This is a genomic window from uncultured Draconibacterium sp., from assembly GCF_913060805.1.
GTDB lineage: Bacteria > Bacteroidota > Bacteroidia > Bacteroidales > Prolixibacteraceae > Draconibacterium.
Window position 1 is genome coordinate 1 of record NZ_CAJXTC010000025.1, and the last position, 15,250, is coordinate 15,250.

Below are 15,250 nucleotides of genomic sequence, written 5' to 3' on the forward strand. Positions count from 1 at the left end.
CTCACTGTTTTGAAAACTGCTGAAGGTACTGATGACGTAACTATTTGTGAAAGCGAATTGCCATACACTTGGATCGACGGGAATGAATATAATGAAAGTACCAGCGGAGTGGTAACCGACACACTAACCGGACAGGCTGCTAATACTTGTGACTCGATCGTGACGCTTAACCTCACTGTTTTGAAAACTGCTGAAGGTACTGATGACGTAACTATTTGTGAAAGCGAATTACCTTACACTTGGATCGACGGAAATGAATACACTGAAAGTACCAGCGGAGTGGTAACCGATACACTAACCGGACAGGCTGCTAATACTTGCGACTCGATCGTGACGCTTAACCTCACTGTTTTGAAAACGGCTTACGGTACTGACGTGCAGACTGCTTGTGATTCGTACACATGGATCGACGGTAATACTTACACCGAAAGCAACAATTCTGCTACTTATACAATGGTTGGTGGTGCAGCCAGCGGTTGCGACTCGATCGTTACTCTTGACCTGACAATTAACGAAACTGCATACGGCACTGACGTTCAAACTGCATGTGATTCATACACATGGATCGACGGTAATACTTATACCGAAAGCAACAGCACTGCTACTTACACTATCGAAGGTGGTGCAGCGAGCGGTTGCGACTCGATCGTTACTCTTGATCTGACAATCAATCCAAGCTACAGTTTCACCGAAAACCACACAATGTGTGAAGGCGAAACTTACAACTGGCACAGAACTCAATATTCGCAGGCAGGAACTTACACTGCAGCTTACGAAACAGTAAACGGTTGTGACTCTATTTACACATTGAACCTGAGAACGCTTCAAAATGGAGCACAAACATTGAATATTACAGAGTGTGACAGCTACACGCTTAACGGAGTGACTTATGACGAAAGTGGCAGATACACACAAACTGTTGAGAATGCAAACGGTTGTACGCTTACAATAACTTTAAACCTTACAATTTCAGGTGCGACTTACGGTACAGATACTCAAACAGCTTGTAGCGAGTTTACCTGGATTGATGGTAACACTTATACTGAAGACAACAACACCGCAACATACACTACAACAAATGCAGCCGGTTGTGACTCGATTGTTACTTTGAACCTGACTATTCTTGATCCTCTGGAATTAACCAGCGAAGCAAGCGACTTAACAGTTGAAAGCGACGGGTTAGGCAATACTGCTGAATTGGAGAACTGGTTACTTTCTAACGGAACTACAGGAAATGCTGAAGTTGCTGTTGGCGAAATTACATGGACCAACAACTTCGAAAGTTTAACTTCTGCATGTGGAAACACCGGCGAAGCAACAGTTACATTCACTGCAACTGACGACTGTGGAAACACCGTATCAACAGCAGCAACATTCAAAGTAGTAGATACTACTATTCCTGAAATTTCTTGCAACGACATAACAGTTCAGCTGGATGCAAACGGAGTTGCAACAATTTCTGCTGACGATCTTATCGGTTCAATTGACAATGCCGGAATCGACACTGTATTTATCGACAACGCAGAGTTCTACTGTGGCAATATTGGTGAAAACGCCGTAACACTTACTGCAATTGACGAGTGTGGAAATGTAGCCACCTGTACAGCAACAGTAACTGTTGAGCAAGGTGCTTCTGATTGTGGAATCAATCCATTAAGAGCATCGGCTGATATTCTTGATGTTGTGATTTGCCCTGGAAATAATATTCTTTGGAATCCGAATATTCTTAGCAACGACGAAGGAATTGGTAGCGCTGGCGTAACCATTACAATCGACAGTGTTCCATCAACACTTACCATCGACCTTGAGTCGGGTGACCTGGATTTCTTCACAGATAACTACGAGGATTTCTTAGTAGAGATTCCTTACACAATCTGTTCAAATGCAGATCCTGATAACTGTTCATCGTCAACTATTACAATCATTGTTCAACTTGACTCGGATTGCGATGGCGTACCAAACTCAATTGATATTGACGATGATAACGACGGTATTCTTGATATTCACGAACAAGATGCGAACAAATCGGTAACATTAGAAGATGATGATATTGATACTGACGGAGATGGTATTGTAGACCGTCTTGACCTTGACTCTGACGGCGACGGTATTCCTGATAACATCGAGTGGCAACAAACAATTGCTGAAGCAGTAAATCATGATGATTACGTAGGTTTAGAGTATTACGAACCACTAGGAACTGACTCTGACGGCGACGGATGGGATGACCGCTACGACGATAACGAAGAGAACATCTACTACACAGCATTTGATACCGATGGAGACGGAACTCCTGACTACCTGGATTTAGATGCAGATGGCGACGATATCGACGATATTATTGAAGGAAACGATGCAAACTTAGACGGTGTTGCAGATAATCAACCTACCGGACAGGATTCGGACAAGGATGGTATTGATGACGCATTCGATACTTTCGACAACTGGTTTGTAAAGAAAGACAAATACCGCAACACGGTAAGCAGTAACGTTGCTCTACAAGATGAAGATAGCGATGGTAGAAGAGACTGGAGACAAGTACAGGATGTTGTTGTTCCGCCAATAACACCACCAGCGGCATTAACATTGGTGATTCCTGAAGGTTTCTCACCTAATACAGATAACAAGAATGATTATTTCGAGATTCAGATGAGCGTAGATGATGTTGACAACAGCATTTTCGGAGAAGAATATCCTGATGCTCACCTGTATGTATACAACCGTTGGGGTAACCTGATTTTCGAAAAAGAACACTACGGAAACTATTCAGTTTGGGGTACCAATAAAGCCGAAGCATGGTGGGACGGAAGATCAGAAAGTTCGTTAACCATTGGAAGTGGAAAAGTACCACCGGCAACGTACATCTACATCTTACAATTAGACAACCAAACGGTTGAAAAAGGAACCATATTCATTAATTACTAATCCATTAAATCACAAGACAATGAATACTTTAAATAACAAAAAACAAAAAGTGGGTTTAAAAAATTGTGTACAATGGATTGTTGTACTCATGGTACTCATTTCAACAAATACATATGCTCAGCAAGAACCAACCTATACGCAGTACATGTTTAATACACAAACCGTTAACCCGGCCTATGCCGGAACATGGAATGCGCTTGGGTTTATGATGCTGGCACGCGAACAGTGGGTAGGAATCGACGGAGCTCCTTCAACTCAAACCTTTTCTTTTCAGAATATTCATAAAAACGGAAGAACTGGTTACGGTTTAAATATTATCAACGATAAATATGGTAAGGAGAAACGTTTCTCTGTATTTGGAGATTATTCGCACATGGTTATGGTGACTCCTGATTTGAAACTTCGCATGGGATTAAAAGCCGGATTTTCGGCCTACTCGAACAACCTGAGCGATTACCAGGTATTAACCGAAGATGACCCGTTTTTCCAGGGAGAAGTTGATCAGAAATTCATGCCCAACTTCGGTATTGGTTTATTCCTTTATCAGAACAATTTCTATGCGGGAATATCAATTCCGAAAATGGTAAATAACGAATTCGAGAACAACTATAATAACTACTCGAGCCAGGCCGAATTGCGCCACTACTACATCATGGGAGGTTATGTTTTCGACCTATCGGAAAAAGTGAAATTCAAACCAACCATGTTAGGAAAAATAGTATCGGGTGCTCCTGCTCAATTCGATTTTTCTGCCAACTTCCTGATTGCAGAAAAAGTATGGTTGGGTGCCATGTACCGTACTGGCGATGCCTTTGGATTTTTGGCTCAGTGGGTAATCAATAACAATTTGCGTTTGGGTTATTCTGTTGATTTTGCTTACGGCGAGATTGGCGGTTACCAAAGCGGAACTCACGAGATTATGGTATCGTACGAAATTGGTAAAGTTGTTGAAGAAGTAATTCACCGTTACTTCTAGAGAAAATATTTTGATGTTGTGTTTAGAACCCGAGTCGCAGCTTCCCTTGCTGTGGCTTGGGTTTTGTTTTTAAATGACGTTCAACCAAATCGTCGATCACCGGCAAACAGCGGCCACAAGAAGTTCCGGCACGTGTTAACGATTGAATCTGAGAAGTAGAATCAGCTCCTTTTTCCAGCAGCTTTTGAATCTCTGCTTCGTCAACAAAATTGCACATGCATACCAGTCTGTTTGCCATTATTTCTCTGATTCAATTAGGGTTATAACAATATTCCGGGAATTTCGGGGGCCATCGAATTCGCATAAAAAAATGTTTTGCCAGGTTGATAAGCCCATTTTTCCGTTAACGATCGGAATCGTTTCGCTTGGCCCTACTAATCCGGCTTTCAGATGCGAATCGCCATTATTATCCTGCGCATCATGCTCCCAAACACCGGCCGGTATCAGTTTTTTCATCAGGCTAACCACATCGTTTTGTACCGAATCGTCCCAGTTTTCCTGAATCATGATTCCTGCCGTTGCTCCCTGCACATAAACGTTTACCAAACCACTGCTAATACCGGCCAGCTTCACTACTTTCTCCACATCGGAAGTAATGTCAACCAGGATATTATGTTGCGGCGTTGATACCGTTATGGTTTTCTGCATCAGGCAATAATCTTGTTTTCTACAAATACTTTTACTTTTCGGTAAATTTCAATGACCGTATCGCTTTTGGGCATCGAGTTATATATTTTCTCGAGGTAACGCTTTTCCATCATTAACTCGAACGATGGCCGGTAGTTTAAATCGTAAACCCACGAAAGCTGCATAACTTTTATATCGAGCTCGTTTGTAATGCTGTCTTTTGATACCTGCGCTCCTTTCAAAATTTGTTTCGAAACATCTTTTGAAACGGTTCCTCCTTTTGGCATTTCCCAGGTTAAAGTATGGTTTGGTGCTGCCTTCGGATTGGTATAATAATCGGTTATTACATGCAGGATATCAAGTTTATCGGCATCGCGGATAAGTTTTGCAAAAAGCCGTTCCTTATCCGTCATATCTTTTGTAAGGCCTAGTTTATTATGCTGACTGATCGCCAATAGGATCAGTGCAATCTGACCTTCCTCCAGATCATTAAAAAAGTCGCCTTGCTGCAGAACTTCAACGCCCAATTCGGCATGATCAACCGATTTGGCATCGTTAAAAGTGTTGTATTCTTTCAGCTGTCGGAATCGTCCGATGTCGTGAAACAATCCAATTAAATAAGCAAGCTGAGCCTCCGTTTCGTTAAGCTCCATATTTTTTGCCAATAGTAAAGCAAGATCAGCAACACGTAATGAATGATTTTTCTTTATCTCGAAATTTTTAAGCTGATCTTCGCTAAGTCCTGTAAAAGAGTCAACGTAATCGTTAAACTTCTTTATGGCCAGTCCTGTTCTCTCCTCCATATTCATAGCTTTATGCCGACAAATGTAGCGATATAAAAAAATGTGCGATGAGTGAAGCGGACGATTTTATCAACATTTATTGGTAAGCTAACTTGCGAATGGACGGCAGACATTCGGGAATTTTGTTACTTTTGCAGCCAATACCGGTCCCATAGTTCAATGGATAGAATACAAGATTCCGGTTCTTGCGATCTGGGTTCGAATCCCGGTGGGATCACCAAATAGATTTTAACAAAATAAAACCAACACAATAATTGTGTTGGTTTTATTTTTGGTCAACGCTAATACAAAACGTCGACTAAATATCTTGATTTCTTAATTGATTCTGAGTTAAAACCGGGAGCAGATAATTTTTACCTACCCCCGGATTACTAACTACCTAACTAACTAAACTATTATGTGCTATTTTTTTACTTCCTCAATTAATTTCGGGACGATGCTTTTGGGCTGATATTCGCGATCGAACAACAATGGATAATCTTTACGTCCTCGTATTGGAAAATTATTTTTCCATGATGTTGCGTCTGAAACGCCCCAAAGCGTTACTCGCGAAACCGCATCAGAATGTCTCAAAAACAATCGGAAAAAATCGAGCATGCGTTCGTCCCACTCATTCATTCTCTCTACAGGAACGCCTTCGGTATAGGGATTGAGTTGTTGTTGATATTCAAAGCTCGTGGCAATATCGGCACCAACATCACGGCTTTTATTGGGCAAAATCGACATATCAAGCTCGGTAACCATCACTTTCATACCTTCGTTGGCATAAGCTACTATAGCCGCTTCATAATCTTCAAGCGAAGGACTTTCCATTCCAATGTGTCCTTGCATTCCTATTCCGTCGATACGAATTCCGTCGGCTTTTAAATCACGAATCATCTGAACAATCGCATCGCGTTTTCCGGGATACCATTCATTATAATCGTTGTAGTACAATTCGGCTTCCGGATCGGCCTCATGAGCAAACTGAAATGCCAGTTTTATAAAGTCGTCGCCAACAATCTGGCGGAACTTACTGTTTCTCATGCTACCATCTTCCATAATCGCTTCGTTAACCACATCCCAGCCTTTAATGCGGCCTTTGTAACGACCAACAACCGTGTTAATGTGGTTTTTCATGCGCTCGATCATTACCTCACGAGAAACGTCGTTTCCTTCATCGTCGGTAAAAAACCAACGCGGAGCCTGTGAATGCCAGATTAAACAATGACCGGTTATAAATTTGTTGTTCTTAACGCCAAACTCAACAAACTGGTCAGGAAGTTCAAAATTGTATTCATTTTCTGTTGGGTGAATCGGCCCGCTTTTCATACAGTTTTCGGCAACTATCGCACTAAACTGATCTTTTATCACCTGCACACCGGCTGTATCTTGTCCGGTAATTTGTGTTGCATTTAATGCTGTTCCAATATGAAACTTGTCCTTATATGCATCTTTTAGAGTTGCCTGATCTTCAATCTTTGGAGCACTGCACGATGATAAAATCAGCGCAAACAATGCTATTATTAAATAGTAATTCTTCACTTCTTATACGATTTTGTTGATTTGAGATTCTTGTTTTCGTCTACAATTTTATTTGCTCACTTTGAGGCGCTCCCAGATAACTCGGTTTTAAACCTCCTGTATCAATTAGAATTTTCTGTATAACTATTCCCGGCTCCAATACCCGAATCCGCAATCGGTGTATTCCAGGCTTCTGAAAAGTGTGTTTTGTTATTGTATCGATGATGCGTACGGCTTGCCATTTTCCTAACTCACCGCGATAAGCTCCGTTGGTATTTACAATTTGCTCTTCGCCGCCATCTACTGAAATCGCATAACGTAATCCTTTATTGGCATTAAAGTTTAGCGTTGTTGATAACATAACATTCACATCAAACTCTCCTGTTGACTCCAGCTTAACTGCATATTCAAGGTAAATCGCATCACCGCTTTCCGGATATTCATTTTGTGGGAAAGTAGTAATGCCTGAATCGGTTTTTCCAAGATGCGGAATTACTTCCCAGTGTATTTTGTCATTTCCTTTTGCCAGCTGATAATTTGCCGCCTCAATAGAAACATAACCGTCAGCTTCCTGGAAGGCTAATTCTGAACGATCAATCTCTGGTTCCTCAATCCGAACAACCCGTGGCATAATCCTTTGGCGTGGCTCGGCCCATGATCTGTAGCCAATGCGAATTTGATCCATTTGGTGATTCCATTTACCACCGCCGATTTGCTGGTTGTAATGAACCGTAAACAGCGAATCGCGATCAAAACACTGCTTTGCCACATCGGCCCAGTAATTAGCCTCAGGGTCATTCGCTTCGGCAAGCTGATGATTTTTTGCCACCGCATAATACATCTCGTACAAATTCGAAGTGGCATTGGTTGGGAAAAGAACCAGCTGGTCAAATGCATCTTTATACTCGTTTGGAATGAAATTATACAAACGCAAAGCATCCAGCGTAAGATCACGATAATCGTTCCGAACCCTTTCAAACTCATTGTAGTTTTCCAGGCTGAAAGTCCTTGCATCCAGCAATTCCGGTGTTACCCGATGGTTATATTTTGTGTACAGATTCAGAATGCGGGCTGCTTCCTCAGCATATTTCTCGCCAAACTGTTCGGCTGACCAGTCGACAATATATTGGTATATGTTATTTGCATTAAACTCCGTAGGATCCCAGGCCATATCCATGAAGAAACTGATCGGATATTCCATAGGCTTTAAATCGCCAACGTTTAACACCCAAACCCGATCGACACCGTGTGTATAGGTGAGGTTCATCTGTTCCCAAATTCGCTGAATCTGACTAACGTTAATCCACTTATAACAGCGAGGACCACCAACATAATCAACGTGATAATACATGCCGTAACCGCCTTTTCGTACCGGAGCATCGATAGTTGGCAATTTGCGTACATTTCCCCAGTTATCGTCGCAAAGCAACAAAGTAACATCATCAGGAACACGCATTCCATCGTCGTAATAATCCTGAACTTCCTTGTAAAGTGCCCAAACCTGTGGCGTTTCTTCGGGCTTTTTACCGGTAACTTCACTTATAATTTCACGCTGGTCTTTTACAATTTTTTCCAAAAGGGCAATGTTTGTTCCTTCTTCCATTGCTTCATCGCCATCTCCGCGCATCGCAATGGTCACCAAAGTTTCCCAATCTTTATTTCGCTCTATCCCTTTTCGCCAAAAATCTTTCAATACCTCGGCATTTTTGTTGTAATCCCATGGGCCGGAACCATAACGATGCCACTCGGCCTGAGCTCGTCCCATCGGTTCGTGATGCGTAGTTCCCATAACAATTCCCAGTCTATCTGCCATAGGACCGTTCTCCGGATCATCGTCGAAAAATGCCTTGCCCCACATGGCCGACCAATGGAAATTTCCTCGTTGGCGAAGTGTCAATTCAAACACCTTTTCGTAAAATTCATGGTTGAATCCTCCAAATTTTTCACGCACCCAGTTACCAAGTGCCGGTTCTTCATCATTCAGAAAAATTCCGCGGTATTTTACTTTCGGACTATCGGTTACAAACCTTCCGGCTTTTACATACACGGCTTCGTGTTTGACTACCGGAACATCGGCCCACCAATACCAGGGCGAAACTCCCATCTTACGCGATAAATTGAGCATCGCGTAAATAGTTCCGCGTTTGTCGCTACCTGCTAACACCAGCGCTTTATCTATACCCGGAAAAGGATTTTCGACAACTTGTGTGAGACTTCGTTCCCAATCGCCTTTAAAATCCGACACATCCAGTTTGCCGTCAGAAACCAGTTGGTCAATCAATGAGCTTTTACCCACGGTACCCACCAAAATCAATTGTTTCGACTGAGGTAAATCTGATTCAAAAATTTGTGGCGACTGTCCGCTAACCAGTTTTATATCGTTGGAAAACCATTCGGCCACGGTTTTAACACCCGGAAATTCATCCTGCCCATAAACAACCGGAGCCGGCTGTCCATTTTCAGCAATGACAAAACTTCCTTTTTCTTTTGTGAATGATATATAATCTGAACTCTCCTGCGCAACACTACACTGCGGTATAAAAAGTGCCAACTGTGCAATAACAAAAAAGGCAGTTGCACTTCGAAGTAGCTTAAACAATTTTGTATTCATCTTATTGGTTTATTTTAGTTCTTTCTTTTGTTCCATTTTATTGGTTTCGAAAATCAATTCGCTTAATTCTTACCCTTTAATTTTTTATTATCAGCTCCTTTTACAAGAAGTAAACAGGGTACTTTGTCTCCAAAAATATATCTGCGTCACTTGTTGGATTTGCAATTTTGAATATTTGATTTCTATTTTTGCACACATCTTTTGTTATTCGACGAGTTGAATCATTTTTGGGTATTAAAGTTTCAAAAATCGATATCAACCAGACATTTCAGACAACTACTCAAATAAGGAAAGATCTATAGCTTCCCCCATCATTACATATCCGTTTTCGTTTGGGTGAAGGTAATCGCCAGATTGGGCTTCGGGTAAAATGCTATAAATATCCTCCGGATTCCTGATCGCTTTATCAAAATCGATAACGGCATCAAAACGCCCACTGGTGCGAATCCACTCATTAACCGTATTACGAGCTACTTCTCGGTAATCTTTATAATAAAACGATTTCATAATTGGCGTGATAGTCCCACCATACACTTTTATTCCCTGGGCATGCGCCTCATCAATCATTTTTCCGTACGCATCAATCAAGCCTTGTGCAACCTGTTCGGCCGCCTCTTTACTTCTGGTACCACCAAGATCATTCACTCCTTCCATAATGATCAGCCAACGCACACCGTTTTGATTCAGGATGTCGCGTTCGAATCGATTAAGAGCTGTAGGTCCCAGTCCGCCACGAAGAACAGCATTACCGCCGATTCCCATGTTTAGAACTCCTACATTTTGGGTCGCTTCATTTTTTAGAAGACGCTGTGCCAGAATATCGGGCCAACGATTTTGTTTGTTTGTGCCCGAGCCACGTCCGTCGGTAATTGAGTTACCAATAATAGCAACTGCTGCCGCTGATTGTGGTGCCTCAACATCTATCCCGTTGATTACATACCAATGGTCAGTTTTAACTGCATCGGCAAAATCAGTATTTTCCGAAACGTCGTTTCCTGCAACAATGTATGATGTTGTTCTCGATCCGGGATGACCGGTTACGTCGGGCGATGTTTCGCCAAACGCAATCGTAATGGCAACTTCCATCCTTGGCTCCAAGTCAAATGTAAAAGGATCGGAAACGATCGCTTCGCCAGGCTGCATGGTAACATCTGACTTACCGTTAAATTTTAATTCTTTAACCGTAGCTTTATCAATCGCACTTGCTCCCTCTGAAACAGCAACCTGAACAGCTTTCATGGTAACCGGGCTTTTGCTGAATTCATTGGAAAATTTCAAACGCAGCTTGTCGCCGCCAATTGAAACGCAAACTACCTGCCGTAGCGTATTGTTCGTCAATCCCGGTTCAGGGGGCATATTATGAGGCTCTACCAATTGAGGAGCAGTGCTCCAGGTTCCTACCCATTTTTTCTGGGCATTAGAATTTGTGCAAGCTGCAAAGCTGGTCATACCAATTATCAGCCCGGCAGTGATTGCCATGGTTGATCTTTGACGCAATGAGTTCAGCATCTTGCAAAACATATTTTTTAAAGAAATTAGTTCAGACTTCATTATTGTATTATTATGAGTTATTCTTAGTTAAAGTAGCTTATAAATAAGCATTTATCAAAGGCTTTCACTCTTTCATTCAATTGTTTATCGTCATTTTCTGACTCGCAGTAAATGCGTCAGTTTTCATTTTATACACATAAATTCCTTTCGGAATATTATTACTATAAAATTCTAAATAATGCTTACCAGCAAAGTAATTTTTTCCAGCTAATTCAGCTATTTCAGAACCATTTATGTTAAAGACTTTTAACGATACATAAGTTTCGTTCGGGACTACAAATGAAATATTGGTTTTTGCATCGAAGGGATTTGGAAAGTTCTGATTTAAAGAATAACCTTTATTTATATCCTTCGAATCGATCCCGGTACGCAGACAGTTTACTGCATCGCCTCCCATTCCTTCAGGAATGTATGGACTGTCTGAAATACAAATTTTATCGATACCCGCTCCATTCTCACGGTTGGCAAGAGTAAATGTATGCTCACCGGCTGACAGCTTATAGTTGGTAATCCGCTTCCATTCCCATCCGCTGGTGGCTAATCCGTTTTGCATAACAAAAGCCCCGTCATCCATCTTCATCCAATACGAATCATCGTCGGCACTGGGGCAATTTAATCGTGTATACAAGTAATATGTGGTATCATTTTTTACCGTAAAATTGAAAACTACATGATCATCATCACTGGAAGAGGCTGCAGAAATAAATTCAATTTCAGGGCTGGCAACATAACTTGCTCCCGATGCTTGTGATTCGTTTGATTTAATGCTCCAGTTCTTTCCCACCTTCGCACATTCAGCTTCTAAATAAATTGATTCGGCATCTCCAACTTCAGGATTGGGCAAAACCGGATCTTCGGTTCCCCACCATTCTGTCCATCGCGAATAGTTAATATATTCGTAAGGATTGGTTGTGATATTTGTATTCGCGCTTTCATTTCCGAGTAGAAATTTTTCGACAAAAGCTTCGATTTCCGGAATTTGACTTGCCGGAACCGCGCAGTGCCCGTGTCCGCCGATAATGGAAAAGCCGAAACGATCAGGGATTCCAAGTGTTTCATAAACTCGTTGAGTGGCTCTACTTGACACATAACCTGCAGGATCTGCCAACCATTCAAAGTCAGGGTTTCCGGTCACCAGTAGTGCACGTGGCGCTACCATTGCCATTAGCTGATGATGATCGTGCGGAAGTTTTGAAACATTTGAGCCTGCAAAGCGGAACATATCTTCGATAAACCAGTGGCCATCGGTTGAACCTAATTTTTCAACACTACCAAGCGTTTCAGACACACGCCATGCGGGGTATCCACCACCTCCCGATTCCTGAGCGATTGTAAGGGCAATCCGCTCATCGAATGCACCGGCAAAAAGTGCCATTTTTCCTGCGAAAGAACAACCGGTTACTGCCAGGTGGCTCAAATCGATTGGCAGCTCATCCTGTACCAGCTCCAAACCATCAATTAAACGACTTACACCCCATGGCCAGGCGCTGTAAGCCCCCATGTAGGTCAGCTCAGGATAAAGTTTGTTTATTGGTTCATTGCCACGTACTTGCTGGTGCGCCATTACTTGTCCGAAGTTAAAGGAAATCTGTGCGATGTTCCGGCTACTGAATATGTTGGAAGGCAAACTGCCCGAACCACCTGTCATTCCAATCACAGCCGGAAAGGGTCCTTCACCTGATGGAAGAACAACCTCTGAAGTCAATGTAAGCGTGTTTCCATTCACGGTTATATTCACGGTAAGTAAGCCATCCGAGTAGCTGGCAGTAATGTCGTCCGGGCGATCCGGTTTTGGTCCAATTTCATATTTTTCTATCATCGCTTTATACTCGTTGCGATGACGTTCCCAGTTTTCAAATGTAGTATCACGGCCACTTCCATCAGCCCACAAAAAAGGATCGGGCAAAGGTTCGATAGATGGAAGGTTGTCAAAATCGGGTAAAGCCGGAACCGGTATGTCTTTGCCGGTATTCTCAACAGAATAAACCAGCGGAATATCCTGAGCAAAACTGGTTGTAACCAGGCAGGTGATTATTAAAAGTAGTAATAGTTTTGATTTCATTTTTAGTTGGTTTAATTCAAATTCTATTATGTCTTGCCCGTTTTTGAGCAAAAAAGGAGTTGTAGTTATACAACTCCTTTTTCAAATCTCTACTTTACAAATTCGTATTTGTTTTGAATTGTATCATCGATTTTTGATCCAGATTAATACCCTGTACCCATTACAAAAACTTTAGTCCGATCAACAATATACAATCCCTGCTTCAATCCTTTTGTGGCCCTTGAGTATGGTATACCTTTGCGAAGTAAAACACCCGACATGTTATACACATCTACCAGTTTGTTCGGATCTGTAGTTTTTCTCACTACAATATTGTCAATTCCTGTAACTCGTTGTTTAAGCGCAACAAAGTCGATTGTACACGACTGGGTAGCCGGTAATCCTTCGTATGAAAAGCTCCAATGACTTGCTCCATTGTAAAAAATGATTCCTCCCATTAAAACTGCTCCATCGATATTCACATAATCGGCCAAATCAATTTCTTCCATTACAATATTGGTATCTAACGGCAGTGTGAATACATGCGCATAGGTCCAGCCGTCAACAGAAAAGCGAAGTGCCACTTCACTTCCGGCATCAATAGAATCATAAACTACCTGAATAGCCAGTTTTTCATAAGCAGAGAAATCATACTCCAAACTTGATCCCCAGTCTTCCGGTGATCCCAACAGCTGATAGCTTTCATCTCCAGCCACCTCCAAAGGTGCAAGCGAAGCAGTATCTCCTATTACGTCATAAACCGAAATATAACCTTCAGGAATATCATGTATGTTTATTGCCGGCTTTTGTTTCAATGCAACGTAACCTATAGTACACGCCTGCGTTGCTGCCGTGCCATCGTAAGAGAAACTCCAGTGAGTAGCTCCGTTGTAAAAAAAGATTCCTCCGTTAATGGCATTTCCATTGGCGTCAGCGTATTGCAAAAGGTCAATCTCCTCAACTACGCTAGTACCCTCTGTCGGAAGTGTTACGATGTGTAATTTTACACTACCGTTAATATTGAAACGAATAGCCACCTGGTTACCTGCATCAGCAGCATCATAATTTATTTTGATAGCCAATGTTTCATAATCCGATAAATCGTAATCGGTTGCCGGCCCCCAATCAGCAGGTCCCGCAAGCTGAACAGCCTGCCCGCCAGGTATAGCAATCGGAGCTTTTTCCTCTTCATCTATGTTAACATTGGTGGTATAAAAAGAGACATAGCCCTCAGGAAGATCTAATTTCTTTTTAAGCGCAATGTAGTCTAGCGTACAATCCTCGGTAGCTGCTGTGCCGTCATAAGAAAAACTCCAGTGCGAAGCCCCGTTGTAGATAACGATTCCCCCATTGATGGCTGCCCCATTTTCATCGGCATATTGAGTAAGGTTGATCTTCTCAACAAAACTTGTTCCTGATTCCGGAAGTGTTACCTGGTGTAATTTTACACTACCATTAATGTTGAAACGAATCGCTATCTGATGACCGGCATCAGCAGGATCAAAAGTAATTTTGAACGCGATGTGATCGTAGTCAGATAAATCGTAATCCGTTGCCGGCCCCCAATCGGCAGGTCCCGCAACCTGAACAGCTTGCCCGCCGGGTATAACCATTGGAGCCCGCTCACTTTCCGGCTTGGTTGAATAAAAAGAAACATACCCTAGCGGGAGTTCGATTTTCTCGTTAACTGCTATATAATCGATAGTAGTTGCCTCGGTAGCTGCTGTGCCATCGTATGAAAAACTCCAGTGTGAAGCACCGTTGTAAAAAACGATTCCTCCGATTTGAGCCGTTCCATTTTCATCGGCATATTCCGATAAAAAGATATCTTCAACAAAGCTTGTACCTTCTTCCGGAAGTGTAACAATGTGCAATTTTACGCTTAGGTTTACATTAAAACGAATGGCAACCTGTTTTCCAGCATCTGCCGGATCAAAAGTAATTTTGAACGACAGTTTTTCATAGTTCGACAGATCGTAATCGGTTGATGCGCCCCAGCCGCTTGCAGGCCCTAATAATTGTGCGCTGGCTCCACCATCAATTGTAATGGGAGCCTGTTCTGTTTCGCCGTTTATTGAATAAACAGAAACAAATCCATCGGGCAGGTCGGGCTGAGAGTACCCTGCCAGTACTGACAACAAAAGTGTTGCTATTAGTGTAAATAATTTTCTCATAATTGTAGGAATTTAATTAATCTAAACAATCAAAATATC

Annotated in this window: 10 protein-coding genes and 1 tRNA gene; 3 read left to right on the top strand and 8 right to left on the bottom strand. The window is 42.1% G+C overall.

What is annotated here, in order from left to right:
* Positions 1 to 2,925: gliding motility-associated C-terminal domain-containing protein (locus QZ576_RS14945; protein ID WP_297098573.1), on the top strand; the 2,925-nt coding region annotated here is incomplete at its 5' end.
* A gap of 19 nt (positions 2,926 to 2,944) precedes the next feature.
* Entirely contained in the window at positions 2,945 to 3,901 is a 957-nt protein-coding gene (locus QZ576_RS14950) for a type IX secretion system membrane protein PorP/SprF (protein ID WP_297098575.1), read from the top strand.
* Positions 3,902 to 3,923: 22 nt separating this feature from the next.
* On the opposite strand, the gene QZ576_RS14955 is transcribed toward QZ576_RS14950, so the two are convergent.
* From QZ576_RS14955 to QZ576_RS14965, 3 genes are read right to left on the bottom strand one after another with little or no spacing between them, the layout of a single operon-like run.
* The gene (locus QZ576_RS14955) at positions 3,924 to 4,139 is read right to left on the bottom strand and encodes a bacterioferritin-associated ferredoxin (RefSeq protein WP_297098578.1); all 216 of its coding nucleotides are present in this window, start codon (positions 4,137 to 4,139) and stop codon (positions 3,924 to 3,926) included.
* Complete coding sequence (locus QZ576_RS14960; RefSeq protein ID WP_297098580.1) at positions 4,139 to 4,549, bottom strand: secondary thiamine-phosphate synthase enzyme YjbQ; 411 nt, start codon at positions 4,547 to 4,549, stop codon at positions 4,139 to 4,141. The genes QZ576_RS14955 and QZ576_RS14960 overlap by 1 nt, the downstream gene beginning before the upstream one ends.
* Entirely contained in the window at positions 4,549 to 5,331 is a 783-nt protein-coding gene (locus QZ576_RS14965) for an HD domain-containing protein (RefSeq protein WP_297098582.1), read from the bottom strand. The genes QZ576_RS14960 and QZ576_RS14965 overlap by 1 nt, the downstream gene beginning before the upstream one ends.
* Positions 5,332 to 5,476: 145 nt before the next feature.
* On the opposite strand from QZ576_RS14965, the gene QZ576_RS14970 reads away from it, so the two are divergent.
* A tRNA-Arg gene (locus QZ576_RS14970) sits at positions 5,477 to 5,551 on the top strand.
* A gap of 182 nt (positions 5,552 to 5,733) precedes the next feature.
* Here QZ576_RS14970 and QZ576_RS14975 read toward each other — a convergent pair.
* From QZ576_RS14975 to QZ576_RS14995, 5 genes are all read right to left on the bottom strand, one after another.
* Entirely contained in the window at positions 5,734 to 6,855 is a 1,122-nt protein-coding gene (locus QZ576_RS14975) for an endo-1,4-beta-xylanase (RefSeq protein ID WP_297098584.1), read from the bottom strand.
* 40 nt (positions 6,856 to 6,895) lie between these two features.
* Positions 6,896 to 9,445 (bottom strand): glycosyl hydrolase 115 family protein, encoded by a 2,550-nt coding sequence (locus tag QZ576_RS14980; protein ID WP_297098586.1) that lies wholly within the window; start codon positions 9,443 to 9,445, stop codon positions 6,896 to 6,898.
* A gap of 276 nt (positions 9,446 to 9,721) precedes the next feature.
* Positions 9,722 to 10,924, bottom strand: a complete 1,203-nt coding sequence (locus QZ576_RS14985) for an SGNH/GDSL hydrolase family protein (RefSeq protein WP_297098588.1) — start codon at positions 10,922 to 10,924, stop codon at positions 9,722 to 9,724.
* Between the two features lie 148 nt (positions 10,925 to 11,072).
* Entirely contained in the window at positions 11,073 to 13,058 is a 1,986-nt protein-coding gene (locus QZ576_RS14990) for a T9SS type A sorting domain-containing protein (RefSeq protein WP_297098590.1), read from the bottom strand.
* 143 nt (positions 13,059 to 13,201) lie between these two features.
* Positions 13,202 to 15,211, bottom strand: coding sequence for a hypothetical protein (locus QZ576_RS14995; RefSeq protein ID WP_297098592.1), 2,010 nt, complete (start codon positions 15,209 to 15,211; stop codon positions 13,202 to 13,204).
* Positions 15,212 to 15,250: the final 39 nt, after the last annotated feature.

Coding starts and splice junctions, on each gene's coding strand:
- QZ576_RS14995 (WP_297098592.1), bottom strand. CDS start 15,211: ATGAGAAAATTATTTACACTAATAGCAACACTTTTGTTGTCAGTACTG.
- QZ576_RS14980 (WP_297098586.1), bottom strand. CDS start 9,445: ATGAATACAAAATTGTTTAAGCTACTTCGAAGTGCAACTGCCTTTTTT.
- QZ576_RS14990 (WP_297098590.1), bottom strand. CDS start 13,058: ATGAAATCAAAACTATTACTACTTTTAATAATCACCTGCCTGGTTACA.
- QZ576_RS14985 (WP_297098588.1), bottom strand. CDS start 10,924: ATGGCAATCACTGCCGGGCTGATAATTGGTATGACCAGCTTTGCAGCT.
- QZ576_RS14965 (WP_297098582.1), bottom strand. CDS start 5,331: ATGGAGGAGAGAACAGGACTGGCCATAAAGAAGTTTAACGATTACGTT.
- QZ576_RS14950 (WP_297098575.1), top strand. CDS start 2,945: ATGAATACTTTAAATAACAAAAAACAAAAAGTGGGTTTAAAAAATTGT.
- QZ576_RS14955 (WP_297098578.1), bottom strand. CDS start 4,139: ATGGCAAACAGACTGGTATGCATGTGCAATTTTGTTGACGAAGCAGAG.
- QZ576_RS14960 (WP_297098580.1), bottom strand. CDS start 4,549: ATGCAGAAAACCATAACGGTATCAACGCCGCAACATAATATCCTGGTT.